We start from the raw sequence: 23,664 nt of genomic DNA, 5'->3' as shown, positions 1-23,664 counted from the left end.
GCCCCGGACCCCGCATCGCGGCTTCGCCGCTCGTCCTCAAACGCCGGACGGGCTGGATCGGCGCGCCGATCCAGCCCGTCCGGGGGCTGCCCCCTCCAGGGAGCTTGAGGACAGCGCCCGAGGGCGCTTCGGGGTGCGGAGGGCGGATCCCCGGCTGGGGTCCAGGGGGCGCAGCCCCCGGCGGGGTGCAGGGGCGGAGCCCCGCCCGCCTGTGCACAGCACGGCCCCGGCGCGGCCCCGCGCCGTGCGGGTTCCGAAGGGGCGCAGCCCCTGCGGAAACGGTGAAATGGGGGTGCCCCCGCTGGGGGAGGGGTTGGGGCCCTCCAAAGCCCCCCACAACGCGGCCTACAGCGCCGCCCTGCTCCCCGTGCTCACCCTCGCCGTCGCCGTCGCCGCCCGCTCCGCGTCCGCGGACACCTGCTCCGCCGTCAGCACGTAGCCCGTCTCCGCGTCCGCCGTCGAGCGCGCGAAGACCACGCCGTACACCCGGCCCGACGGGGTCAGCAGCGGGCCCCCGGAGTTCCCCGGCCGGACCAGGGAGCGCACCGAGTAGACGGAGCGCGTCGCGACGCCGTCCCCGTAGATGTCCTGGCCCTTCGCGCGGACCTGGTTGGCGACGGTCGCGGCGCGCAGGTCCAGGCCGCCGTTCTCGGGGAAGCCCGCGACGACCGCCGCGTCGCCGCGCTTGGCGCTCTTGTCGAAGGGGAGGACGGGGGCGTTCAGGCCGGGGACGTCGAGGACGGCGACGTCCGTCTCGGGGTCGAAGAGGACGACCTTGGCCGGGCGCGGCCAGCCCGTGCCGCCGACCCGTACGGTCGGGTCGGTGACGCCGGCGACGACGTGCGCGTTGGTCATGACGTGGCCGGGCGCGTAGACGAAGCCGCTGCCCTCCTGCCCGCGCCGCCCGCCGCCGACGTCGGCGACGCCCTCGACCTTGACGACGCTCGACCGGGCCGCCCGCACGGCGGCGCCGGTGACGGCGTCGCCCGACGGCCTGGCCACGCTCGTGGCCGGCTCGTGCTCGAAGGGGTTGAAGACCTGCGGGAAGCCCGCCCCGCTGAGCGCGTCCGTGGTCCGGCTGAACCACGTCGGCGCCTGCTCGGGCATCGCGTCCTGCACCGCGCCCAGCAGGCGCGAGTCGCGGATCTCCCGGGTGAGGAAGGTGGAGTTGGCCGAGACGACGACGGTGGCCGCGACCCAGGCGACCAGCAGCACGGTCAGCGAGTTGACGGCCGCGCCGCCCGCGCCGTCCACCCCGCGCACCGGCGCCCAGGTCAACCGCCGGCGCAGCCCCCAGGCGAGCCGCCCGGCCAGCGCGTGCCCGAGGGCGGCGGGGACGAGGACGACCAGGACGGCCACGACCGCGGCGGCCGTGCTCCCCGCCTCGAAGTGCCCGACGACGGAGGGCAGGGCCCAGACGCCGAGCACCGCCCCGCCGAGGAAGCCGGCGAGCAGCACGGCGCTCGCCACGAGGCCGCGCCGGTAGCCGGTGACGGCGTAGGCGACGACGACCAGGAGCAGAAGCACATCGAGCAGGTTCACATGGAGCCCTTTCCTTCACCCGCGCCCCCGACCCGCGGCCACGGTCGCACGGCCCGTGGACTAGGGAAAACGCGCGTTCCCGGGCCCGCGGTTCCCGGGCGTGGCCTTCGCCACGTCGCCGGGAGGGCGCGAGCCCGGGAACGGCACGGCAGGTCAGACCCCGGCGGGTTCGGGATCCCGGTCCTCGTCCGCCGACGCCGATGCCGACGCCGGGGCCTGCCGCTTCCGCAGCCCCTCGCCCTCGACGTCCACGTTGGGCAGGGCCTTGTCCAGCCAGCCGGGCAGCCACCAGGCCGCCTTGCCCAGCAGGGCGAGCACCGCCGGGACGATGGCCATGCGCACGATGAACGCGTCGAAGAAGACCGCGACGGCCAGGCCGAAGCCGATCATCTTGATCATGGGCTCGGAGGAGCCGATGAAGCCGGCGAAGACGCTGATCATGATGACCGCTGCGGCGCCGACGACCCGGGCGCCGTGGCGGAAGCCGGTCACGATCGCCTCGCCGGGCCGCTCGCCGTGGACGAACGCCTCCCGCATCCGGGTCACGAGGAAGACCTCGTAGTCCATCGCGAGGCCGAAGACGACACCCACCATGAAGATCGGCATCATGCTCATGATCGGGCCGGTCTCCTCGACGCCGAAGAGCGAGCCGAGCCAGCCCCACTGGAAGACGGCCACGACCGCGCCGAGCGCGGCGACCACCGAGAGCAGGAAGCCGAGCGCCGCCTTGAGCGGGACGAGCACGGACCGGAAGACGACGATCAGCAGCAGGAAGGCGAGGCCGACGACGAGCGCGAGGTAGGGCAGCAGCGCGTCGTCGAGCTTCTGCGAGACGTCGATGTTCATCGCCGTCGTGCCGGTGACCAGGACGGTCGCGCCGGTCTCCGCCTTCAGGGAGCTGCCCTTGTCGCGGATCGCGTGGACCAGGTCCTCGGTCCGCTCGCTGCTCGGCTTCGACTCGGGCACGACGTTGAACAGGGCCGTGTCACCGGACTTGTTCGGCATCGGGGGCGTGACCGCGGCCACGTCGCCCATGCCGCCGACCTCCTTGGCGACGGTCTGCGTCGCCTTCTTCGGGTCCTTGGCGTCCTTGGCGTCCACGACGACCATCAGCGGGCCGTTGAAGCCGGGGCCGAAGCCGTCGGCGATCAGGTCGTACGCCTTGCGCTGCGTGGTCTTCACCGGCTGCGAGCCGTCGTCGGGCAGGCCGAGCTGGAGGGAGGCGGCGGGCGCGGCGAGCGCGCCGAGGCCGATCACGCCGGCGAGCAGCACCATGACGGGGCGGCGCAGCACGAAGCGGGCCCAGCGGGTGCCCATGTTGGGCTTGCCGTCGCGCCGGCCCTGAACACCCTGACCCTGAACTCCCTGCCCCTGAACATCCTGGGGGGCCTTGCGGTCCTTGCGGGCCAGCACCTTGCCGCCGGCGAAGCCGAGCAGCGCCGGGATGAGGGTGAGGGCGATGAGCACCGCGATGACGACGGTGCCGGCCGCGGCCAGGCCCATCTTGGTGAGCATCGGGATGTTGACGACGGCGAGGCCCGCCAGCGCGATCACGACGGTGAGGCCGGCGAAGACGACAGCCGATCCGGCCGTGCCCACCGCGCGGCCCGCGGCCTCCTCGCGCCCGCGGCCCTCGGCCAGTTCGGCGCGGTAGCGGGAAACGATGAACAGCGCGTAGTCGATGCCGACGGCGAGGCCGATCATCATCGCCAGCGTCGAGGTGTTGCCGGACAGGCCCAGCGTGGAGGCGAGCGCGGCGATCGAGGAGACGCCGACGCCCACCCCGATGATCGCGGTGAGCAGCGGCAGTCCGGCCGCGACCAGCGAACCGAAGGTGATCACCAGGACGAGCGCGGAGACGATGATGCCGATGATCTCGGTGTTCCCGGTCTCGGGCATCTTCTGCAGGGCGCTGCCGCCCATCTCGACGCTCAGCCCGGTGTCCTGCCCGTGCTTCCGCGCCTCGTCGAGCCGGTCGCGCGTGGCGTCCGTCAGGTCGGTGGACTTCACCTTGTAGGTGACGGTGGTGTACGCCGTGGTGCCGTCCTTGCCGACCGTCCTGGCCACGAAGGGGCTGGGGGCCATGGCCACCTGGGGCCCGGCCAGTTCGCGGACCGTCTTCTCGACAGCCGCCTTGTTCCTGGCGTCGGTGATCTTCTGGCCGTCCGGCGCCCGGAAGACGACGCGCGCGGACGCGGCGTCCGCCTGCTGGCCGGGGTAGCGCTCCGCGAGCAGGTCGAAGGCGTGCTGCGCCTCGGTGCCCGGGATGGAGAAGCTGTCGTCGGTGGACTTGGAGGCGGTGGCTGCGCCGGCGCCGGCGAGGCCCAGCAGCAGCACCCATATCAGGGCGGTGTACCAGCGGCGCCGGAAGGCGAGCCGGCCGATCTTGTAGAGGAACGTGGCCACGAGGCGTTCTGCTCCCGTCGGTTGGGGGGAATCGAGCAACTGGCAGTGGGGAACCAGCCCGACGTCTGGAGCGGTGCGTCAGGTGGAACTGCTGGTGAGAGTGGGGGAGTTGGGGGGTTACAGGCCGAGCGCGGGGAGCAGCGCGGCCTCGACGAAGCGGGTGAGGTACTCCGGGTCCGCGGGCCGGTCCTCGATCAGCGGCCGCACGACGAAGGCGCCGAGCATCATGTGCGAGACGAATTCCAGGGCCGGGGTGTCGGAGGCGATCTCGCCCCGGTCCACGGCCCGTTGGAGCAGCCGCCGCATCTCGGCCGTCTCGGGTTCGATCAGCTCTTCCCGCAGCGCCCGGTTCAGGTCGGCGTTGCAGTGCACGGCATGCCCCAGCCCGCGCAGGATGGCCATGTCCCGCTCCATCCGCCCGGGATCGGCGGCGGCGGCCAGCGCCAGCAGGTCGCCGCGCAGGGTCCCGGTGTCGATGTCCTCGACCTTGAACGGCTTGTGGTGCCGCAGCGCGCTCGCGATCAGCTGAGGCTTGCCCTTCCACTGGCGGTAGAGGGTGGCCTTGCTGGACCGGGTGCGGGCGGCGACGGCGTCCATGGTCAGCCCCTCGTAGCCGACCTCGCACAGCAGGTCGAGGGCGGCTTCGTAGAGCTCGGCCGCCCGCTCGGGGGTGAGCCGGGTGCGCCGGGGTGACGGTGAGTCCATCGATGACGGTGAGTCCATCGATGAGGGGTCCGCGGTCATGACGATGCCAATCGAACGAAACGGTTTCGTACAGTTCGAGCGTAAGCGGACGCGCGAGCGAAACGGGATCGTTTCGCTGTGGGATGGGTCACGGCCCGGGTTGCCGGGCCCATGAGGTCCCGAAACCATGAAACGGTGAGCGATGCCTATCTCCGGTACCCGCATGTGCACGGCGATCTGCTCTGTTTCGTCGCCGAGGACGACCTGTGGCTCTCGCCCCTGCCCGGGCCCGGCGGCGCGGACGGCCGCGCCTGGCGCCTGACCGTCGACCGGACGCGGGCGGGGCACCCCCGCTTCTCCCCCGACGGGCGCCTGATCGCCTTCACCAGCTGGCGCAGCCTCGACCCCGAGGTGCACCTCGTCCCGGTGGACGGCGGGCCCGCCCGCCGGCTGACCTACTGGGGCAGCAGCGACGCGCGGGTCTGCGGCTGGACGCCGCCGGACCACGAGGGCCGCAGCGACATCCTGGCCGTCTCCTCGCACGGCCAGCCCTTCTCCTACTTCTCCTGGGCCTACCGGCTGCCCACCGACGGCTCCCCCGGCGGCCGGCTGCCCTGGGGCCCGGTCTCCGACATCGCGATGCGCGGCACGGGCGACGCCCCGGGCGAGACGCTGGTGCTGGCGGGCAAGCCGCCGCACGAGCCCGCCTCGTGGAAGCGCTACCGGGGCGGGGCCACCGGCCGGCTGTGGCTCCAGGGCGGCACCCGGCTGGTCCCGGACCTGCGCGGGCACCTGGACTCGGTGATGTTCGCCGGCGACCGGATCGTCTTCCTCTCCGACCACGAGGGCGTCGGCAACCTCTACTCCTGCCTCCCCGACAGCTCGGACCTGCGCCGCCACACCGACCACGCGGACTTCTACGCCCGGCACGCCTCGACCGACGGCACCCGGGTCGTCTACCAGTGCGCGGGCGACGTCTGGCTGGTGGACGACTTCGCCCCGGGCGCCGTCCCGCGCCGCCTCGGCATCCGCCTCGGCGGGCCGCGCGCCGGCCGGCGGCAGTACCAGGTGCAGGCCGCCGCGCACGTCGGCGGGCTGACCGTGGACACCACGGGCCGGGCCAGCGCCGTCCAGGTGCGCGGCAGCCTCTACTGGCTGACGCACCGCGACGGCCCGGCGCGGGCCATCGCCGACACCCCGGGCGTGCGGGTGCGGCTGCCGGAGATGCTGGGCTCCACGGGCCGGGTCGCGTATGTGACGGACGCGGAGGGCGAGGACGCGATCGAGATCGCCCAGCTGCCGCGCGCGGCCTCCGCCGGGGAGCCCCGGCGGCTCGCGGCGGGCCGGCTCGGCCGGGTGCAGGAGACGCTGTCGTCGCCGGACGGGAACCTGCTGGCGGTCGCGGCGCACGACGGGCGGCTGCTGCTCGTGGACACTTCCCCCGAGGGCGACGGCGCGGTGGACCAATTGGTCCGCTCCGTCAACGGGCCGGTGCGCGACCTGGCGTTCTCCCCCGACTCGGGGTGGCTGACCTGGTCCCACCCGGGCGTCGGCCGCTCCCTGCGGAAGATCCGCGTCGCCCGGCTCGCGGACCGGCACATCGTGGACGTCACGGACGGCCGCTTCGAGGACGAGCAGCCGGTCTTCACCCGCGACGGCCGCTACCTGGCCTTCCTGTCCTGGCGCGGCTTCGACCCGGTCTACGACGTGCACACCGGCGACCTGTCGTTCCCGCTCGGCTGCCGCCCCTACCTCGTCCCGCTGTCCTCCGCGACGCCCTCGCCGTTCGCGCTGACCGCCGAGGGCCGCCCGGCCGGCGGCGGGCTCGACCTGGACGGGAGCGACGGCGCCGGCCCGATGACCGTGGAGACCGAGGGCCTGGAGAGCCGGGTCACCCCCTTCCCCGTCGCCGCCTCCAAGTACTCGCACCTGTACCCGGTGCACGGCGGCGGCCTGGTGTGGCTGCGCTGGCCGATCTCCGGCGCGCTCGGCGAGACCTTCGCCAACCCCGCCGACACCTCGGGCAAGCCCACGCTGGAGCACTTCGACCTGTGCAAGGGCCGGCGCAGCGAACTCACCGCGTCCCTCGACACGTTCGCGGTCAGCGGCGACGGCACCCGGCTGGTCGTCAACGACGACGGCGCGCTGCGCGCGGTGCCCGCCACCGAGCCGGGCGACTCCGACTCGACCGTCCACATCGACATGCGCCGCATCCTGCACGAGGTGGACCCGGCCGCCGAGTGGCACCAGGCGTACGCGGAGGCCGGCCGCATCGTGCGCGCCTACTTCTGGGAGCCGGGCATGGGCGGCGTCCGCTGGGACGCGGTGCTGGACCAGTACCGGCCGCTGGTCGAACGCGTCGCCTCCCCCGACGACTTCGCCGACCTGCTGCGCGAGGTCCTCGGCGAGCTCGGCACCTCCCACGCCTACGTCGTCGCGGCCCGCCGCAACGAGGGCCCGCCGCACTACCAGCGCGCCATCGGCCTGCTCGGCGCCAACCTCACCCACCGCAAGGACGGCTCCTGGGCCGTCCGCCGCATCCTGCCCGGCGACTCGTCCGACTCCAAGGCCCGCTCCCCGCTGGCCGGTTCGGGCGTCCGCGAGGGCGCCGTGCTCACCCACGTCGACGGCCGGCCGGTGGACCCGGTCACCGGCCCGTACCCGCTGCTGGCCGCCGCCGGCGGCACCACCGTCGAACTCACCTTCCGCTCGGCGGAGGACGAGGGGCACGCCCGCCGGGTCGCCGTGGTGCCGCTCGTCGACGAACGGCCGCTGCGCTACCAGGACTGGGTCGCCAAGCGCCGCGCGGTCGTCCGCGAGCTGAGCGACGGCAGGTGCGGCTATCTGCACATCCCCGACATGGGCGGCTCGGGCTGGGCCCAGTTCAACCGGGACCTGCGGATGGAGATGTCCCGGCCCGCGCTGATCGTCGACGTGCGCGGCAACGCCGGCGGCAACATCAGCGAGCTCGTGGTGGAGAAGCTCACCCGCACCATCATCGGCTGGGACCTCACCCGCGACGCGGAGCCGGTGAGTTACGCCTCCAACGCGCCGCGCGGACCTGTCGTCGCCATCGCCGACGAGATGACCTCCTCCGACGGCGACATGATCACCGCCGCGTTCAAGCTCCAGGGCATCGGCCCCGTCGTGGGCCTGCGCACCTGGGGCGGCGTCATCGGGATGACCGGCCGGCACCGGCTCGGCGACGGCACCGCGATCACCGTGCCCATGAACGCCGCCTGGTTCGACGCCTACGGCTGGTCCGTGGAGAACCACGGCGTCGAGCCCGACATCGAGGTCGACCGCACCCCGCTCGACTGGGCGGAGGGCCGGCACAAGCAACTCGACGACGCCGTACGGCTCGCGCTCGACCTGCTGGAGCGGCACGGCTCCCGGACCCCGCCGGACTACTCCGGCGTCCCGGACCGCGCCCGCCCGGCGCTGCCGCCACGCGCGTGAGGGGCGCGCCCCGGCGAACGGGCGCGCCCCTCACGTCACGGCACCGGCTACTCGTCGCCCTGGATGTCGTCCAGCGACTGCTGCCGGCCCTGCTGTTGCTGCTGCTTCTTCTCACGCAGTTTGTCCTGCGCCTGCTGGCCGCGCTGCTGCGCCTGCTCCTTGGCCTGCTGGGCCTGCTCCTGGGCCTTCTGTTTGGCCTGCTGGGCCTTGCCCTGCATCTCGTCCTTGATGCCCATGCTGTGTCAACTCCCGTGAGTTCGGTGATCGGGCCGCGACCAGCCTCACACGACGGGACATACCGCGCATTTCGATCAGTGACGCTGCGTATGCGAACGCTGGGTAGGCGAACCCTGTGTACGCGCCTTCTCGTCCGCCGCCCCTCCGGCCCCCACCAGCCCCCGCCCGTCCATGCCCGCCAGCCGGTCCCCGAAGTGCCGCATCTCGCGCCGCGCGCCCAGCGCCAGCAGCCCCGGCAGCAGCCCGCGCACCGGCTGCGTCCCGCGCAGCCACCCCTGGGCGTACACGTGCGCCGAACGACGCTCGATGCCCGCCACGAGCCGCTCGACCGCCGGACCCGGCGGATACGTGCGGTTGGCCGGCCACGGCAGCCGCTGCCGCATCTCGCGCATCAGGCCGATCTCGTCGACGCCGCGCACCATGTCCGTGTCGGTCCAGCTCAGATAGCCCACCCCGACGCCGATGCCGCGGTGGCCGACCTCGGCGCGCAGGCTGTGCGCGTACGCCTCCACGCCCGCCTTGGACGCGCAGTACGCCGACATCATCGGCGCCGACGCGATGGCCGCGAGCGAGGCGATCTGGAGCAGATAGCCCCGGCTCGCGGCGAGGGCCGGCAGGAAGGCCCGGCCGGTGGCGGCCGATCCCACCAGGTTGACCTCGACGACCCGCCGCCACACGGCGAAGTCGCAGCCCTCCAGCGGGCCGCCGGCCGCGACCCCGGCGTTGGCGACGACGACGTCCACCCGCCCGAACCGGTCCGCGACCTCCCCGGCGACACGCCCCATCGCCTCCGGGTCGGTCACGTCCGCGTGCCAGTGGGCGGCCTCGGTCCGCAACGCCCCGGCGACCCGGCGCAGTTCGTCGGGCTCCAGCCCGACCAGGGCCAGCCGGGCGCCGCGCGCGGACAGCTTGCGGGCGAGCAGTTCGCCCACGCCGCGCGCCGCGCCGGTGACGACCGCGACCCGCCCTTCGAGCACCGAGCTCATCGCACCGCTCCCGTCTTCTCCACCGGAATCCTCGCCTTCCTGAGCAGTTGGTACTCCTGGAGGTCCACCCGCCGGGTCACCCTGCGGAACTCGGACGTCGTCCCCGGCCAGACCGTCGTGTTGCGGCCCTCCGCGTCCAGGTACCAGCTGTCGCAGCCGCCCGTGTTCCACACCGTGCGCTCCATGCGCCGCTGGAGCATCCGGTTCCAGGCGTTCACCGCCGACGGGCGGGCGTCGAGCGCCGCCCGCCCGCCCAGGACGTCCAACTGCCGCAGGAAGTCCACCAGGTAGTTCAGCTGGGACTCGATGATCAGGATCATCGAGCTGTTCCCGAGGGCCGTGTTGGGGCCGATGACGAAGAGGAGGTTGGGGAAGCCGGAGGCGCTGGCCCCCCGCAGGGCCGCCATGCCGTCCTTCCACGTCTCGGCCAGCGTCCGGCCCTCGGCCCCGGTGACCCGGTGCCCGATCGGCATGTCCGTGACCCGGAAGCCGGTGCCGAAGACGAGGACGTCCGCCTCCGCCGTCGTGCCGTCGGCCGCGACGAGCGCCGAACCGCGCACCTCGGCGAGTGCCGAGGTCACCACGTCCACATTGGGCCGGGTCAGGGCCGGGTAGTAGTCGTTGGACAGCAGGATCCGCTTGCAGCCGATCCGGTAGTCCGGCAGCAGCCTGGCCCGCAGCTCCGGATCGGGGACGCCCCGGCGCAGATGGGCCCGCGCCATCGCCTCGACGAAGCCCAGCCGGTCCGGCTTCTTGGTGAACGCCCCGGTCTGCAACTCCCGGATGCCCCACAGGAGTCCACGGCGCAGGGCGCGCGTCGCGGGAACGCGGGAGTGCAGCCAGCGCTCGGGCGCGGTGATGCGCCGGTCGGCGCGCGGCAGCACCCAGGGCGGCGTGCGCTGGAAGAGCGTGAGCCGCTCCACCTCCGGCTGGATGCTCGGGACGATCTGGATGGCCGAGGCGCCGGTGCCGACCACCGCCACGCGCTTTCCCCGCAGTTGGACATCGTGGTCCCACCGGGAGGAGTGGAAGACCGGGCCGGGGAACGAGGAGAGTCCGGGCACGTCCGGCAGCTTCGGGTCGGCGAGCGGGCCGGCCGCGGAGACGACGACGTCGGCCAGGTACGTCCCCGACGCCGTCTCCAGCTCCCAGCGCAGCTCGCCGGCGTCCCACCGGGCGCTCAGCACCTCGGAGTTGAACCGGACGTGCGGACGCAGCCCGTACGTGTCCGCGATGTTCTCCAGATACGCGCGGATGTGCGGCTGGCCGGAGAAGTTGCGCGGCCACCCGGGATTCGGGGCGAACGAGAACGAGTACAGGTGCGAGGGGACGTCGCACGCGCAGCCGGGGTAGGTGTTGTCCCGCCAGGTGCCGCCCACCGCGCCGGCCCGCTCCAGGACGACGAAGTCGGTCACCCCTTCGCGCCGGAGCCGCACCGCGGCACCCAGCCCGCCGAAGCCGGACCCGATCACCGCCACCCGAACCTGAACGGCCATGCCATCGCCTCCCGGATCGCCCCGCAACCGTGCCAGTAATCGCTGGCACGGTGCGAGGGTAGGGCAGCGTCCTACCCAGCGGTAGGGGTCGCGCACAAGGAAGTTACCGTGGGTTCCCCGGGAATGTGCGCCTACGCTTCCCGGGTGAGCACCGACGAGCAAGCCCCCCGCGAATACCGGATGGCCGAACTGGCCGAGGCGGCCGGCATCACCGTCCGGACCCTGCGCTACTACCGCGAGCGCAAGCTCATACCCCCGCCCCGCCGCGAGGGCCGCGTCGCCTGGTACGGCGACCACCACCTGGCCCGGCTGCGCACCGTCGCGACGCTCCTGGAGCGGGGGCACACCCTCGGCGGCATCGCCGAGCTCATCGCCGCCTTCGAGGGCGGACGCGGCGTGGCCGAACTCCTCGGCCTGGGCGGGGCGATCACCGTGCCGTGGTCCCGCGAGACGCTGGTGCGCCTCTCCCCCGGGGAGCTGCTCGACCACTTCGCGGGCGAGGCCACGCCCGAGAACCTCGCCGCCTCGCTGGACATCGGCTATCTCGCCGTGGACGGCGAGGAGTTGGTGCACGTCAGCCGGCGGCTGCTGGACGTGTCCCGGCGGCTCGTCCGCGAGGGCGTGCCCCTCCCGGCCGTGCTGGCCGCCGGGCGGGAGATCCGCGTCCACGCGGACGCGCTGGCCGCGACGTTCGCCGCCCTGATCCGCGAGCACGTCCTGGCCGGCCTGCCGGCCGGAGCGGCGGAGGGCGCCCCGCCGTCGCCCGAGGAGATCGAGCGTATGACCCGCACGCTGGACAAGCTCCGGCCGATGGCCCGCACGGTGGTGGAGGCGGAGGTCACGATGGCGATGGACCGCCGGGTGCGGACCGAACTCCGGTCCTGGCTCGGGGAGGAGTGACCCTACGCGGCGGTCAGCACCTCCAGGACGTGCCCGTCCGGGCTCTTGAAGTACGTGCCCCGGCCGCCCTTGGCGTGGTAAATCGCGTCGGGCTCGTCGAGCCGGGGGCCGGAGTAGTGCGTCACGCCCGCGTCCTTGATCCGCCGCACGATCGCGTCGAACTCGGCCTCCGGCACGAGGAAGGCGTAGTGCTGCTCGGCGATGTCGAGGTGCGGGCTGGACAGGAAGTCCAGCGTGACGCCGTTGGCCAGGGACAGCGTCACGAACGGCCCGGCCTCCGGCCCGACTTCGAGCCCGAGGACGCCCGCGACGAACGCGGCGGCGGCGTGCTTGTCACGGGAGTGGACGATGGTGTGGTTCAACTCGACGGTCATCCTTGAGCGTTGCACGGCCCCCGCGCACCGGGCGAGGGCCGTTTCCGGCCAAGCGCGGCCCTGGACCGCGCTATGCGAAGACCACCGTCACCGGCGCGTGGTCGCTCCACCGCTCCGCGTGCGACGCCGCCCGCTCGACGACCGCCTTCCGCGCCCGCTCCGCCAGCCCCGGCGAGCAGACGACGTAGTCGATGCGCCAGCCCGAGTCGTTGTCGAAGGCCCGGCCCCGGTAGGACCACCACGAGTACGGGCCGGCCACGTCCGGGTGGAGGGCGCGGACGACGTCCACGTATTCCTCGAAGACCTCGGTGAGCCAGGCCCGCTCCTCGGGGAGGAAGCCCGCGCTCTTGCGGTTGGCCTTCCAGTTCTTGAGGTCGGCCTCCTGGTGGGCGATGTTCCAGTCGCCGCAGACGGCGACCTCGCGGCCCTCGGCCGCGGCCCGCGCCTTGAGGCCGACCAGGTACGGGAGGAACTCGGCCATGAACCGTTCCTTCTCGTCCTGGCGCTCCGTGCCGACCTCGCCGGAGGGGAGGTAGAGGCTGGCGACCGTGACGCCGGGCAGGTCGATCTCGACGTAGCGGCCGCTGCCGTCGAACTCGGCCGAGCCGAAGCCGATCCGGACCGCGTCCGGCTCGCGGCGGGAGTAGACGGAGACGCCCGCGCGGCCCTTGGCGGCCGCCGGGGCGTGCACGACGTGCCAGCCCTCGGGCTCGCGGACCTCGTCGGGGAGCTGGTGGGGCTCGGCGCGGACCTCCTGGAGGCAGACCACGTCGGCCCCGGTGGCCGCCAGCCACTCCACGAAGCCTTTCTTGGCCGCGGCGCGCAGGCCGTTCACGTTCACGGACGTCACAGTGAGCATTCCGGCACGATACCGACTTCCGGGACGGCCCTGTCGCCCCGGGCCCGGCCGCCCCTACCATCCCGGGATGCGGATACTGCCCGTCGCCTTCGACCACCCGGACGCCGTGAAACTCAACGCCGAGGTGCAGGAGGAGTACCGTCGCCGCTACTGCGACGACGGCGACCTCACCCCGCTGGAGCCGGCCCATTTCGCCCCGCCGCGTGGTCTTTATCTCATCGCCTACGAGGACGACGGCACGCCCGTGGCCACCGGCGGCTGGCGGGCGTGGGAGCACGTGGACGACGGGTACGCCGACGGCGACGCCGAGATCAAGCGGATGTACGTGGTCCCGCGGGCGCGCGGCCTGGGGCTGGCCCGGCGGATCCTGGCCGCGCTGGAGGACGACGCGCGCACGGCGGGGCGGACACGGATGGTGCTGGAGACCGGGACCGCGCAGCCGGAGGCGATCGGGCTCTACACCTCGTCCGGCTACGCGCCGACGCCCAAGTTCGGGCTGTACCGGTTCGAGGACGGCTGCCGCTGCTACGCCAAGCCGCTCACGGACTGAAGCCTGTCCGACGGCTCCTGGACCGCCGCCGGGCAGGCCGCATCTGCCACGTGGCGCGGCTCACGAGCTGCCGACCGCCCTACAGGGAGCACCTGCGCCTACGAGGCGGCGGCCTCAGGAGCCGTCGGACACGGCCTGGCCGGGTACCGGCCCACGGACGGCCCCCCGCAGGTCCAGGACCGCCTGCGCGCCGCCGTCCGCCGGGTTCTCGAAGGTCAGCCGGGCGCCCAGCACCCGGGCCTGGCCCGCCGCGATGGTCAGGCCGAGCCCCAGCCCGGAACCGGAGTCCGTGCGGAAGCGCTGCGGGCCGTGGACCAGGAGCTGGCGCGGGAAGCCGGGGCCGCCGTCGCGGACGCGGACCACGCCGTCGTCCACCTCGGCGACGACCGGCCCGGCGCCGTGCCGGAACGCGTTGGTCACCAGGTTGGTCAGTATCCGCTCGACGCGGCGCGGGTCGGTCTCGACGAGGCTGTCGCCCACGACGCGGACCTCGGCCGGGGCGCGGCCGGGCCCGGCCGCGGCGGTCACCGCGGCGACCGCCCGGCGGGTCAGGTCGCCCAGCGCCCGCACCTCGGTGTCGGCGCGCTCGGCGTCCGCGTCCAGCCGGGCCACCTCCAGGACGTCCTCCATCAGGGTGCGCACCCGCCGCGCCCGCTCCTGGACCATCTCGGCGGGGCGGCCCGGCGGCAGCAGGGCGGCCGCGGCGACCAACCCGGCGACGGGGGTGCGCAGTTCGTGGGCGATGTTGGCGGTCACCTCGCGCTCGGCCTGGAGGCGGGCGGCGAGCGCGTCGGCCATGCGGTTGACGGCGACGGTGAGCCGGGCGATCTCGTCCTTGCCGCCGCGCGGGCGCAGCCGCGCCGTCAGGTCGCCGGCGGCGATGCGCTCGGCGGTGCGGGCGGAGGCGTCGATGCGGCGCCCGGCGAAGGCGGCGAGGCTGACGCCGACGATCCCGGAGAAGGCGGTGCCCAGCCCGCCGGCCGTCCACAGGACGTCGTCGAGGTCCTGGATGTTGCGGGTCTCGCGGTGGTAGGGACGGCGGAGGACGATGATGTCGTCGCCGAGGCGGGTGGCCGCCCACATGACGGGCTCGGGGCCGTCGCGGTCCAGATAGGTGGCCGTCTTCCGCTCCTCGGCGGCGCGGCGCAGCGGCTCCGGCATGCGGTCGGGGTTGACGAGGGTGTGCGGGCGGTCGAAGCCGGCGGCGTGGTCCTCGACGGCGGCGGCGAGCCGGGCGGTGATGGTGTCGCGGGCGGTGGCGAGCTGGTTGACGGCCGTGCGGTGGTGCACCACGAACCCGATGAGGACGGCGACCAGCGCGGCGGTGACGGTGATCGCCGCACCGATCTTCGTTCTCAGTCCCATGGGTCAAGGCTCCTCGACGACAGTCGCTGACGGCTAACGCTTCGGCACGAAGAGCCGCAGATCACTCAACTCGGACCGCTGCCGGGCGGGAAGCCCGTCGGCGGTGACCGAGGCCCGGCTGTAGTACGCCCGGTCGCCATGGCCCAGGAGCCCGGCGAGCCGGACGCGGACCCGGACCGGCTCCCGGCGGCAGCCGGGCGCGCACCAGGTGCCCGACACCTCGCCGGTCGCCTCCGCCACCGGCCCGCCCCAGGACGCCCAGCGCAGCCCGCTCAGCCGGACCGTCCCGCCGATCTCGAAGGTCGCCGGCCGGCTCAGCAGCGGCCGGCCCGGGCCCTCGCTGATCCGCACCGGCAGTTCGCCGGTCGCCATCGGCGTCGGCGCCGGGCCGCTCACCTCGATCCCGCCCGGCTCGGCGCAGCCGCCGAGGAGCACGGTCGTGAGGAGGGCCACGAGGACGCCGGCGGCGGTGGGTCGTGGCACGGGGTTCCTCGGGGGCGGAGCGGTCCGAACGGGCGACGGCAGAAGGCCCTGTACAGGGCCATTCGCGTCAAATGTTACCGGTGGGGCGGATTCGTCTCCTGCGGTCTTGACGTTCGTCAGTCGTCGGCTCATAGGATCTCGGCGCTCCAGTGGTCCGTGCCCGTAGCCGACTCCGTGCCCGTAGCCGACGCCGCTTCGGAGGTCACCCATGCACATCGCCCGCCGCACGATCCTCGGCGCCCTCGCCGGCTCCGCGGCCCTCGGGGCCGTGGAGGCCGTGGGGGCCGCCCCCGCGGCGGCCGGGACGCCGACGGGCGGTGCCGCCGCCGCGGCACTGGCCCGGCTGCTGCCCCGCCACCACCACCAGGTCACCTTCCGGACCGTGCCCCGCCGGGGCGGCGCCGACGCCTTCCGGGTGTCGGGCCCGGCGGGCCGGATCCTCGTCGAGGGCACCACCCCGGCCGTCCAGCTCACCGGCTTCCACCGCTACCTGCGGGAGAGATGCCACGCGCACTTCTCCTGGGCCGGCGGGCAGACCGGACTGCCGGCCGTCCTCCCGGCCGCCGGCCGCGCCCTCGCCGCGACGGCCAACGTCCGCCACCGCTTCGCGCTCAACGACACCAACGACGGCTACACCGGCCCCTACCGCGACTGGGACTACTGGGAACGCGAAATCGACGTCCTGGCCCTGCACGGCTTCAACGAAGTGCTCGTCTACGCGGGCGCCGACGCGGTCTACCACCGAACGTTCATCGAACACGGTTACTCGGACGCGGAAGTGCGCGCCTGGGTTCCGGGCCCGGCCCATCAGCCCTGGTGGCTGATGCAGAACATGAGCGCCTTCGGCGGCCCGGTCTCGCGGAACCTCCTCGACCGCCGCGCCGCCCTCGGGCGGCGGATCGTGCGCCGGCTGCGCGAGCTGGGCATGACCCCGGTGCTCCCCGGCTACTACGGCACCGTGCCGCCCGGCTTCGCCGACCGCCACCCCGGCGCCCGCACCGTCCCCCAGGGCGACTGGGCCGGCTTCCGCAGACCCGACTGGCTCGACCCGCGCACGCCGCACTTCGCCCGCGTCGCCCGCACCTTCTACCGCGTCCAGAAGGAGCTCCACGGCGCGACGGGCATGTACAAGATGGACCTGCTGCACGAGGGCGGCACCCCCGGCCCCGTCCCCGTCGGCGACGCCGCGCGCGCCGTGGAGAAGGCGCTGCGCACGGCGCGGCCCGGCGCGATCTGGGCCGTCCTCGGCTGGCAGAACAACCCCCGGCGGGAGATCCTCGACGCCGCCGACCGCTCCCGGATGCTCGTCCTGGACGGCATCCCCGACCACTACCCGCACGTCACGGACCGCGAGAAGGACTGGGGCGGCACGCCGTACGCCTTCGGCACGATCTGGAACTTCGGCGGGCACACGGCGCTCGGCGCCAACACCCGCGACTGGGCCTCCCTCTACCACCGCTGGCGGACCAAGCAGGGCAGCGCGCTCAGCGGCATCGCGCTGATGCCGGAGTCCGCGGACAACAACCCGGCGGGACTGGCCCTGTTCTCCGACCTCGCCTGGACGGACGGCCCCGTCGACCTGGAGAACTGGTTCGCGCGCTGGCCCGTCCAGCGGTACGGGGGCACCGACCGGTCGGCGGCGCGGGCGTGGGACGTGCTGCGGCGGACGGCGTACGGGACGACGCGGGCCGACGGGTGGAGCGAGGCGGCGGACGGTCTGTTCGGGGCGCGCCCCGACCTCGCGGTCAACCGGGGCGGCGCGTGGTCGCCGCGCAAACTCCGCTACGACGCGGCCGAGTTCGAGAAGGCGCTGCCCGCGCTGCTGGCGGTCGCGCCGTCGCTGCGGCACAGCCCGGCGTACCGGTACGACCTGCTGGACGTGGCGCGGCAGTGCCTGGCGAACCGGAGCCGGGCCATGCTGCCGCGCATCAAGAAGGCGTACGAGGCGGAGAACTTGCCTCGATTCCGCGAACTCACCCACACCTGGCTCGACTTGATGACCCTCCTGGAGGAACTCGTCGCCACGGACGAACGCCACCTCCTCGGCCGGTGGGTGGCGGAGGCCCGGAGCTGGGGCTCGTCGGCGACGGAACGCGACCGCCTGGAGCACGACGCGGTCTCGCTCCTGACGGTCTGGGGCCCACGCCCGTCGGCGGACGGCGGCAAGCTGCACGACTACGCGAACCGGGAGTGGGCGGGCCTGGTCGGCGGCCTGTACCGGCTGCGCTGGAGAACGTACTTCGCGGAACTGGAGGCGGCACTGGACGCGGGCCGGAAGCCGAAGCCGATCGACTGGTTCGCGCTGGAGGACGGCTGGACGCGACGGCGTCCGACGTTCCCGGCGAAACCGGTGGGGGATGTACTGGAGGTGGCGCGGCGGGTGGCCGCGCGGCTGTAGGCGTTTCCGCACAGTGCGCTGAGCGCGCTGAGCGGAAACGCCGGACGGGCTGGTTCGTGCGCCTGGGCGCGAAATCCAGCCTGTCTGGGGGTTGCCCCCTCCGGGGAGCTTGAGGACGAGCGGCGGAGCCGCGAATTCAGCCCGTCCGGCGTTTGAGGACGAACGCGGCGCAGCCGCGTTGCGGGGCCCGGGGCGGAGCCCCGAAGCGGGGTCCAGGGGGCGGAGCCCCCGGCGGGGTGCAGGGGCGGAGCCCCGCTCGCCCGCGCGGAGCACGGGCCCGGGGTGCAGGGGGCGCAGCCCCCGCCCCCACCGCGCGAAGCACGGTGCCGGGCCGAGGGGCAGAGCCCCGGAAGAAACGGTGAAAGGGCGGGCCGGGGGCAAACCCCCTACGCCCGCGACCCCGCGAGCTTCCACTCCCGATGCAACCCCGGCAACGCAACCCGCCGCTCGAACACCGGCGTACCGAAAATCTTCAGCTGAAGCTGCAACGCACCGTTCAAATCAACACCCCCGAACGCCGCCCACTTCCCCTTCACCGACTTCTTCCCGTCACTGGAAACATCCCCGCGAACGACCCCCTCCGCCCGCAGATACGGCGACAGATCCCCGACAACACCCACGGTCCCGTACAGACCGACAGCCGCCTCCGCCCCCAGCGCGGCCTTCACCTTGCCGCCCGCCGACGCGGACGCCTTCACCGGCGAACCCTTCAGGGCCGCCCGGCTCACCGGCGCCCAGCCCTTCGCCCGGCTGTAGGAGCCGCCGACCTTGAAGTCGCCCTTGACGTCCTGCTTCACATCGACGGTGATCTTCCCGTCGCCGTCCACCTGCAGATAACACGTCAAGTCGGCATTGACGACGACCGGCACAGGGCCGACCTGGATGACCGGCGTCGCGTGCAGCTTCGCGAACGGCAGCCGCAGCGGCTTGCCGTTCTCCGTCGACGCGGCGGCCCGCCCCTTCAGTTCCCAGGCCGCCTTCCAGTCGCCGGCCAGCGCCAGCGACGCCGTGCCGGGCGCCCGCCCGTCCGTGCCGCGCCCGTCGTACGCGAAGTCGACCTCCGGCGCGAGCTGCACGAAGCCGTTCACGGACGCCTTCGCGGACGCCGGGGCGCCCTTCGCCGTGGCGATCGACGTGCCGACGTCCACCCGCAGGCTGCCCAGCGGCAGCTTCGCGCCCTTCGGCCCGAAGTTCAGGTTGCCCCGCTTCGCCCAGGACACCTTCACCCCGGGAACCAGCGGCCGGACCTTGACCGCCGACGGGTCGACGGCGACCTTGCCGCCCGCCCTCGCGTCGCCGAGCAGCGCGGGGAGCGTGGCCGGCTCGGTACGGACCCTGGTGCCCTTGGCGGTCGTGCCCTCGACCTTGGTGACCTTGGCGAGGACGCCGTTCGGGGCGCCGGGCGCGGGCGCACTGGCGAAGACGTCGCCCACGGCAACGGACTTGGCAGGCGCGGCCCCCGGGGACGAGGACGCGGCACCGGGCTTCTTCGTACGCGCCGCCGTGAGCACGGCAGTTCCGCTCTTCCGGTCGTACGAGGCGACCCGCAGCGCCGACTTGTGCGGCTGCTGCCGACGCGGAGCGGCGGAGGACGGACGGGCCACCGCGCTCGGCGCGGCGCTCCCGTCCGCGGGGGCCGCGGCGACGCCCATCGGCGCGGCGGCGACGGCCATCTCCTGGGGCGCCTCGGAGGCGGCGGAGGACGGCGAGGAGGCCGGCTCCTCGGCCTTCGCGGGGGACGAGCCGGACGCCGAACACCCGGTGACCGCCAGGGACATGGCGGTCAGGGCAGGCAAGAGCACTCTCTTGTAAGGCTTGCGCAAGGTGAATCCTCGGGGGCGTGCCGCACGCAGCGGGACGGACTGCGGTCACCTGCAGGGTTACTTGCAGGTAAGGAACCGCATGATCCTGTCATGCACGCCACGACCCGGAGATCGATCCGACGGCGCGGGGAGAATGATCTGCGTCACAGGGCCCGGTGGACGGAGATGACGCAGGAGACCGTGGTCCGGACCGGCAGGTCCAGCGCCCCGACGCGCTCCCGGAGTTCCTCCGGCGTGATGTGCCGCGCGCTCGGCCCCATGAGCACGAGGTGCTCCACGTCCTCGGCGCCGAGGACGACGGTGTGCTCGTGCACGTCCCGCCCCTCGGCCCGGAAGCGCCCGCCCAGCGTGCGCTCCAGCCGGTCCTCCTTGGCGGAGTCCACGCCCAGCAGCCCCAGCGGGCCGCGGAGTTCGGCGAGGTGGGCCGGGTTCGGCGTGACGACGACGAGCGCGCCGCCGGGGCGCAGGACCCGGTGGAACTCCTCGCCGTTGCGCGGCGCGAAGACGTTGAGCACGACGTCCACGGAGCCGGTGCGCACCGGCAGCCGGCGCCACACGTCCCAGGTGGCGGCCCAGGCCCTCGGGTGGCACCGGGCCGCCTGGCGCAGCGCGTACTTGGACACGTCCAGTCCCAGCCCGACGGCGTCGGGCAGCGCGTCGAGGACGGCGGCGAGGTAGTGCCCGGTGCCGGCGCCGGCGTCCAGCACGGTCCCGGCGCCGAGCGGTTCGACGACGCGGGCCAGCGCCCGGGCGAGCGGGTCGTAGTGCCCGGCGCCCAGGAACGCGCCGCGGGCGCGCACCATGTCGGCGGAGTCGGCCGTCCCGGCCTTCATGTTGCCGGTGAGCAGGCCGACGTACCCCTGGCGGGCGATGTCGAACGCGTGCCGGGCGGGGCAGCGGAGCGCACGGTCCGCGAGGGTGAGCGGCTCACCGCAGTGGGGGCAGGCCAGCACGTCGAGAAGCCGGTGCCGCGTCCCGGGGACGTCGGGGGTGGCTGTCATGAGTGGAGTCCTCCGCGCGAACGATCTCGGGACCGGGTCCCGGCTTCAGCGGTGAGAGACGTGAGGACAGCCGGTGAATGTGGTGGTCACGAGGCTAACACGGGGCGGCGGGGCGGCCGATGGGCTACGCACGGAGGGGCCCGGCTCCCGCCCGACGGGCGGACAGGATCCGGCCCCTGGAAAGCGGCGAAAGGACGTGGCCGGGCCTCAGTCCCGCCCCGGCTCGCGGCGCGGCGGCACCGCACCCCTCATGTCGAACGTCAGCCCGGAGAAGTTCTGCCCCTGGACGACCGGCCCGTACTGCGTCCCCCCGATCACGTTGTTGTGCACGTGAACCCCACCCTCGGCACGGCCCGCCGGCTCCAGCTCGGCGAGCAGCCCCCGCAGCTCCCCCGCGGCTCCCGGATCGTCCCGGAGCGCCTGCCGCAACCGGTCCCGCCAGCGCCGTTCGACCTCGGCCGCCGCAGGACCGTCCTCCCGGGCGGCCAGTTCCTCGCCGTCGCGCCGCAGCTCGTCGTCCACCGCGGCCTCGTCCTCCCCGCCGCGGGCGAAGAACCGCGCCACCCGCCCACGGGCCTGCGACCAGGCGTCCGTCACCATCAAACCCACCAGCGTCGTCGCGCCCGACGCCGCCAGCGCCGTCAACTCGGCCTCCACAGGACCCCCTTGCCGTACCGCATCGGTCGTCTCGCCCGTCCACGGTAGAGAGCCGGGGGATCTTTTGGGTAGCCCCGCACGCACGCCCCGGAGCGGATCGCCACGTTCACGGCCGCTCGGACGGCTCCTCCCACGCCCACCACGGCGCCCCGATCAACTCGCTGGGATGCGCGGACGTCCTGGGGCGATCGGACTCCCACGAGCCGGTCCACTCGGTCGTGAGGGCCCGGAAACTGCTCGGGGTGCAGCCGGTCAGCATCCGGAAGTCACGGTTGAAGTGCGGCTGGTCCGCATAGCCGGACGCCACGGCGGTGTCCGCCCACGAGGACAGCCGGGTGTCCCGCATGAGGAACATGGCCCTCTGCAGCCGCGCGATGCGGGCCACGGTCTTGGGGGACAGACCGATCTCCTGACGGAACCGGGCGTTCAAGTGCTGCCGGGACCACCCCACTTCGTCCGCGAGCGCACCGATCCGCACGTCGCCCGAGAGGGCCGTCAGCCGCTGCCAGGCCCGCCGGACCGGCACGGGCAGTTCCGGCCCGCCGCAGATGCGGGCGATCAGATAGCCGTCCAGCAGCCGGAACCGCGCGGGCCAGTCAGGGGCCTCGGCGAGCCGCTCGGCCAACTGCCGGGCGGCGCGGGCCCCCAGGATGTCGGCCAGGCCGACGCACGTGTTGGCGATCTCGCACAGCGGGAGGCCGAACAACGCGCGGGCCCCCGGCGCGGTCAGCCGCACCGTCAGCCCGTACAACCGCCCGGCCTGCTCGATCGCCATCGGCCGTTCCCTCACCCCCGTCACCGGGGACACCACCGAACACCGGTCCGCCGCCCGGGAGTCGTCACCCACCCTGCGGGCGTGCGGCTCGAAGTCGATGACGAAGAGCACGGTCTCCAACGCCATGACCCGCCGCACCAACGGCCGCGCGAGCGTCCAGTCCTGGCCCGTGTACTCGAGCACGAAGCCGGCCAGCCGGGGATCGGGGACGCAGAAGGCGAGTTCACCCGAATCGGACTTCCGGAGACCGCTCACAGATGCCTGGCTGTCCACATCGCTCCCCTCGGAAGCACAGAACACCGGATCCCTGGCCACGAATCCTACCCACGCCCGGTCCCGCCCCGGCGGCCCCGCTTCTCCGGAACGCAGAAATCCCGTGACGTGGGGCTGCGAAGTCCTTCAAAGATCGTTCCCCAACGGGTTCGAGGAGCGGGCCCGCCCAGGCAGCCTGCCCGCCGCCACGCCGGACAGCCAAAACGGCCCGCTGGACGATCCGACGGCCGTCCTTCGCCGAGGGGTGTCAGACCAGCAGCCGTGCGAGCTCGGCCATTTCGGTCTCCGGGTCCACAACGGGCTGGATCACCAGCTCGTCGACCCCCGACTTCTCCAGCGCGTCGATCCGCCCGGTGACCTCGTCCCTGGTACCGACCAGGCCGAATGTGTCTACCAGGGAGGGCACGATGAGCTCGCGGTCCTCGGGGGACAGCCGACCCAGGTAGTTGCGGTAGAGCGCCTGGTGAAGCCTGGGATCGGTGGAGGTGGTGCCGCGCAACTGGAGCAGACGGCCGACAGCCGCGGCCTCTTCCGGAGGGAGGGCCGCGCGGAAGGCGGGGTCCTCCGCGCCGAGGATCAGTGCGCTCAGTGCGATGTGCCCCATCGAGTCCTTGACCGGATCGCCGTAGCGGTCCTCGCCGTCGGCGAGGACATGCAGGGAGGACATGAGATACGAACGGCTCTTCCCGGCGCTGCCCGCGTCCCGCGCCGCCGCCCGCCGGGCCCGGCCGAGGGCGGACCAGGCCGCGGGGTCGTGCATCCCGAAGGAGATCACTCCCGCGCCGAGCCGGCCGGCGACCGCCGCAGCCTTCAGACCGGACGCGGCCACGACGAACTCCACGGGCGCCTCGGTGTTGACGTACGGCCCGACGTGCAGGAACCGCACCCTGCTGGACCGGGTCCCCTCGCGGTAGTCCGACTCGCGGCCCGCGGTGAGATCCTGCAGGGCGGCCGTGAACGACTCCAGCTCCGCCATCTTCACAGGCCGCATGCCGAGCGTACGGCGCGCCGTGTTGCCCGTGCCGACCCCGCAGACGATGCGGCCGGGGGCGAGGGCGTTGAGGCTGCTGACGGCCGCCGCCGCGGCGGGCGCGGAACGCAGCGCCGGCGAGGTGACACCGATGCCGAGCCTGATCCGGTGGGTGGACTTGGCGCAGAGTGCGAGACTCACGAACGGATCGCCGTGGACCATCGGCGTGTCGTACACCCAGAAACTGTCGAAGCCGAGTTCCTCCGCGCGGGCGGCCAGGTGCTCCACACCCGGCCCCGCTGTCATGACGATGCCGGTCCGCATGGCGACTCTCCTCGCCGTCGAGTGAGGTGGCTGAACCACTCCGGTCGCAGTTCGCTGTCGCCCCTGGCCAAGATCAAGCTCCCCCGTGCGCCAGTGGGCCCA

19 protein-coding genes are annotated in these 23,664 nt (G+C 73.7%); 4 read left to right on the top strand and 15 right to left on the bottom strand.

Annotated elements, in window-relative coordinates; translation table 11 throughout:
* Positions 1-345: 345 nt before the first annotated feature.
* The 3 genes from I5Q34_RS14000 to I5Q34_RS13990 all read right to left on the bottom strand — a co-directional run bounded on the left by I5Q34_RS14000 (position 346) and on the right by I5Q34_RS13990 (position 4,653).
* Positions 346-1,542: a MarP family serine protease gene (locus I5Q34_RS14000; protein WP_199892499.1), complete on the bottom strand. Its 1,197-nt coding sequence runs from the start codon at positions 1,540-1,542 to the stop codon at positions 346-348.
* A gap of 153 nt (positions 1,543-1,695) precedes the next feature.
* Entirely contained in the window at positions 1,696-3,948 is a 2,253-nt protein-coding gene (locus I5Q34_RS13995) for an MMPL family transporter (protein ID WP_199892498.1), read from the bottom strand.
* Positions 3,949-4,065: 117 nt separating this feature from the next.
* Positions 4,066-4,653 carry a TetR/AcrR family transcriptional regulator gene (locus I5Q34_RS13990; RefSeq protein ID WP_199892497.1) on the bottom strand — a complete coding sequence of 196 codons (588 nt, stop codon included), beginning with the start codon at positions 4,651-4,653 and terminating at the stop codon, positions 4,066-4,068.
* Between the two features lie 150 nt (positions 4,654-4,803).
* On the opposite strand from I5Q34_RS13990, the gene I5Q34_RS13985 reads away from it, so the two are divergent.
* A complete protein-coding gene (locus I5Q34_RS13985; RefSeq protein WP_199892496.1) occupies positions 4,804-8,091 on the top strand; it encodes a S41 family peptidase in 3,288 nt (1,095 codons plus the stop codon).
* Between the two features lie 47 nt (positions 8,092-8,138).
* On the opposite strand, the gene I5Q34_RS13980 is transcribed toward I5Q34_RS13985, so the two are convergent.
* The 3 genes from I5Q34_RS13980 to I5Q34_RS13970 all read right to left on the bottom strand — a co-directional run bounded on the left by I5Q34_RS13980 (position 8,139) and on the right by I5Q34_RS13970 (position 10,810).
* Positions 8,139-8,327 (bottom strand): hypothetical protein, encoded by a 189-nt coding sequence (locus I5Q34_RS13980; protein WP_199892495.1) that lies wholly within the window; start codon positions 8,325-8,327, stop codon positions 8,139-8,141.
* Positions 8,328-8,402: 75 nt separating this feature from the next.
* Positions 8,403-9,314 carry an SDR family oxidoreductase gene (locus tag I5Q34_RS13975; RefSeq protein ID WP_199892494.1) on the bottom strand — a complete coding sequence of 304 codons (912 nt, stop codon included), beginning with the start codon at positions 9,312-9,314 and terminating at the stop codon, positions 8,403-8,405.
* Positions 9,311-10,810, bottom strand: coding sequence for an NAD(P)/FAD-dependent oxidoreductase (locus I5Q34_RS13970; protein WP_199892493.1), 1,500 nt, complete (start codon positions 10,808-10,810; stop codon positions 9,311-9,313). The genes I5Q34_RS13975 and I5Q34_RS13970 overlap by 4 nt, the downstream gene beginning before the upstream one ends.
* A gap of 180 nt (positions 10,811-10,990) precedes the next feature.
* Here I5Q34_RS13970 and I5Q34_RS13965 point away from each other — a divergent pair, with 180 nt between their 5' ends.
* The gene (locus I5Q34_RS13965; protein WP_234428939.1) at positions 10,991-11,710 is read left to right on the top strand and encodes a MerR family transcriptional regulator; all 720 of its coding nucleotides are present in this window, start codon (positions 10,991-10,993) and stop codon (positions 11,708-11,710) included.
* 2 nt (positions 11,711-11,712) lie between these two features.
* On the opposite strand, the gene I5Q34_RS13960 is transcribed toward I5Q34_RS13965, so the two are convergent.
* A complete protein-coding gene (locus I5Q34_RS13960) occupies positions 11,713-12,084 on the bottom strand; it encodes a VOC family protein (RefSeq protein ID WP_199892492.1) in 372 nt (123 codons plus the stop codon).
* A gap of 70 nt (positions 12,085-12,154) precedes the next feature.
* On the bottom strand, positions 12,155-12,943 hold the full coding sequence (locus I5Q34_RS13955; protein ID WP_199892491.1) for an exodeoxyribonuclease III: 789 nt from the start codon (positions 12,941-12,943) through the stop codon (positions 12,155-12,157).
* Positions 12,944-13,010: 67 nt separating this feature from the next.
* Here I5Q34_RS13955 and I5Q34_RS13950 point away from each other — a divergent pair, with 67 nt between their 5' ends.
* The gene (locus tag I5Q34_RS13950; RefSeq protein ID WP_199892490.1) at positions 13,011-13,493 is read left to right on the top strand and encodes a GNAT family N-acetyltransferase; all 483 of its coding nucleotides are present in this window, start codon (positions 13,011-13,013) and stop codon (positions 13,491-13,493) included.
* Between the two features lie 114 nt (positions 13,494-13,607).
* On the opposite strand, the gene I5Q34_RS13945 is transcribed toward I5Q34_RS13950, so the two are convergent.
* Together I5Q34_RS13945 and I5Q34_RS13940 are read right to left on the bottom strand one after the other, a co-directional pair.
* Positions 13,608-14,858, bottom strand: a complete 1,251-nt coding sequence (locus I5Q34_RS13945) for a HAMP domain-containing sensor histidine kinase (RefSeq protein ID WP_199892489.1) — start codon at positions 14,856-14,858, stop codon at positions 13,608-13,610.
* Between the two features lie 33 nt (positions 14,859-14,891).
* The gene (locus I5Q34_RS13940) at positions 14,892-15,341 is read right to left on the bottom strand and encodes a hypothetical protein (RefSeq protein ID WP_199892488.1); all 450 of its coding nucleotides are present in this window, start codon (positions 15,339-15,341) and stop codon (positions 14,892-14,894) included.
* Between the two features lie 208 nt (positions 15,342-15,549).
* Between I5Q34_RS13940 and I5Q34_RS13935 the strand changes: the two genes are divergently transcribed.
* Positions 15,550-17,739 carry an alpha-N-acetylglucosaminidase gene (locus I5Q34_RS13935; RefSeq protein ID WP_199892487.1) on the top strand — a complete coding sequence of 730 codons (2,190 nt, stop codon included), beginning with the start codon at positions 15,550-15,552 and terminating at the stop codon, positions 17,737-17,739.
* 386 nt (positions 17,740-18,125) lie between these two features.
* Here the strand turns inward: I5Q34_RS13935 and I5Q34_RS13930 are convergent, their stop codons facing one another.
* From I5Q34_RS13930 to I5Q34_RS13910, 5 genes are all read right to left on the bottom strand, one after another.
* Positions 18,126-19,562, bottom strand: a complete 1,437-nt coding sequence (locus tag I5Q34_RS13930) for a hypothetical protein (RefSeq protein ID WP_199892486.1) — start codon at positions 19,560-19,562, stop codon at positions 18,126-18,128.
* A 143-nt stretch (positions 19,563-19,705) separates the two neighbouring features.
* A complete protein-coding gene (locus I5Q34_RS13925; RefSeq protein WP_199892485.1) occupies positions 19,706-20,563 on the bottom strand; it encodes a putative RNA methyltransferase in 858 nt (285 codons plus the stop codon).
* Positions 20,564-20,770: 207 nt separating this feature from the next.
* Positions 20,771-21,220, bottom strand: a complete 450-nt coding sequence (locus I5Q34_RS13920) for a hypothetical protein (protein WP_199892484.1) — start codon at positions 21,218-21,220, stop codon at positions 20,771-20,773.
* Positions 21,221-21,326: 106 nt separating this feature from the next.
* A complete protein-coding gene (locus I5Q34_RS13915) occupies positions 21,327-22,250 on the bottom strand; it encodes an AraC family transcriptional regulator (RefSeq protein ID WP_199892483.1) in 924 nt (307 codons plus the stop codon).
* Between the two features lie 265 nt (positions 22,251-22,515).
* A complete protein-coding gene (locus I5Q34_RS13910; protein WP_199892482.1) occupies positions 22,516-23,562 on the bottom strand; it encodes an LLM class flavin-dependent oxidoreductase in 1,047 nt (348 codons plus the stop codon).
* Positions 23,563-23,664: the final 102 nt, after the last annotated feature.

Origin of the sequence: Streptomyces sp. AV19, assembly GCF_015999245.1 — a bacterium.
Classification (GTDB): Bacteria; Actinomycetota; Actinomycetes; order Streptomycetales; family Streptomycetaceae; genus Streptomyces.
The sequence above is the reverse complement of the archived record's forward strand: the minus strand, read 5'-3'. Positions and strand labels throughout refer to the sequence as shown.

Coding starts and splice junctions, on each gene's coding strand:
- I5Q34_RS13945 (WP_199892489.1), bottom strand. CDS start 14,858: ATGGGACTGAGAACGAAGATCGGTGCGGCGATCACCGTCACCGCCGCG.
- I5Q34_RS13910 (WP_199892482.1), bottom strand. CDS start 23,562: ATGCGGACCGGCATCGTCATGACAGCGGGGCCGGGTGTGGAGCACCTG.
- I5Q34_RS13975 (WP_199892494.1), bottom strand. CDS start 9,314: ATGAGCTCGGTGCTCGAAGGGCGGGTCGCGGTCGTCACCGGCGCGGCG.
- I5Q34_RS13965 (WP_234428939.1), top strand. CDS start 10,991: ATGGCCGAACTGGCCGAGGCGGCCGGCATCACCGTCCGGACCCTGCGC.
- I5Q34_RS13950 (WP_199892490.1), top strand. CDS start 13,011: ATGCGGATACTGCCCGTCGCCTTCGACCACCCGGACGCCGTGAAACTC.
- I5Q34_RS13970 (WP_199892493.1), bottom strand. CDS start 10,810: ATGGCCGTTCAGGTTCGGGTGGCGGTGATCGGGTCCGGCTTCGGCGGG.
- I5Q34_RS13960 (WP_199892492.1), bottom strand. CDS start 12,084: ATGACCGTCGAGTTGAACCACACCATCGTCCACTCCCGTGACAAGCAC.
- I5Q34_RS13955 (WP_199892491.1), bottom strand. CDS start 12,943: ATGCTCACTGTGACGTCCGTGAACGTGAACGGCCTGCGCGCCGCGGCC.
- I5Q34_RS13990 (WP_199892497.1), bottom strand. CDS start 4,653: ATGGACTCACCGTCACCCCGGCGCACCCGGCTCACCCCCGAGCGGGCG.
- I5Q34_RS13980 (WP_199892495.1), bottom strand. CDS start 8,327: ATGGGCATCAAGGACGAGATGCAGGGCAAGGCCCAGCAGGCCAAACAG.
- I5Q34_RS13935 (WP_199892487.1), top strand. CDS start 15,550: ATGCACATCGCCCGCCGCACGATCCTCGGCGCCCTCGCCGGCTCCGCG.
- I5Q34_RS13925 (WP_199892485.1), bottom strand. CDS start 20,563: ATGACAGCCACCCCCGACGTCCCCGGGACGCGGCACCGGCTTCTCGAC.
- I5Q34_RS13985 (WP_199892496.1), top strand. CDS start 4,804: ATGAGGTCCCGAAACCATGAAACGGTGAGCGATGCCTATCTCCGGTAC.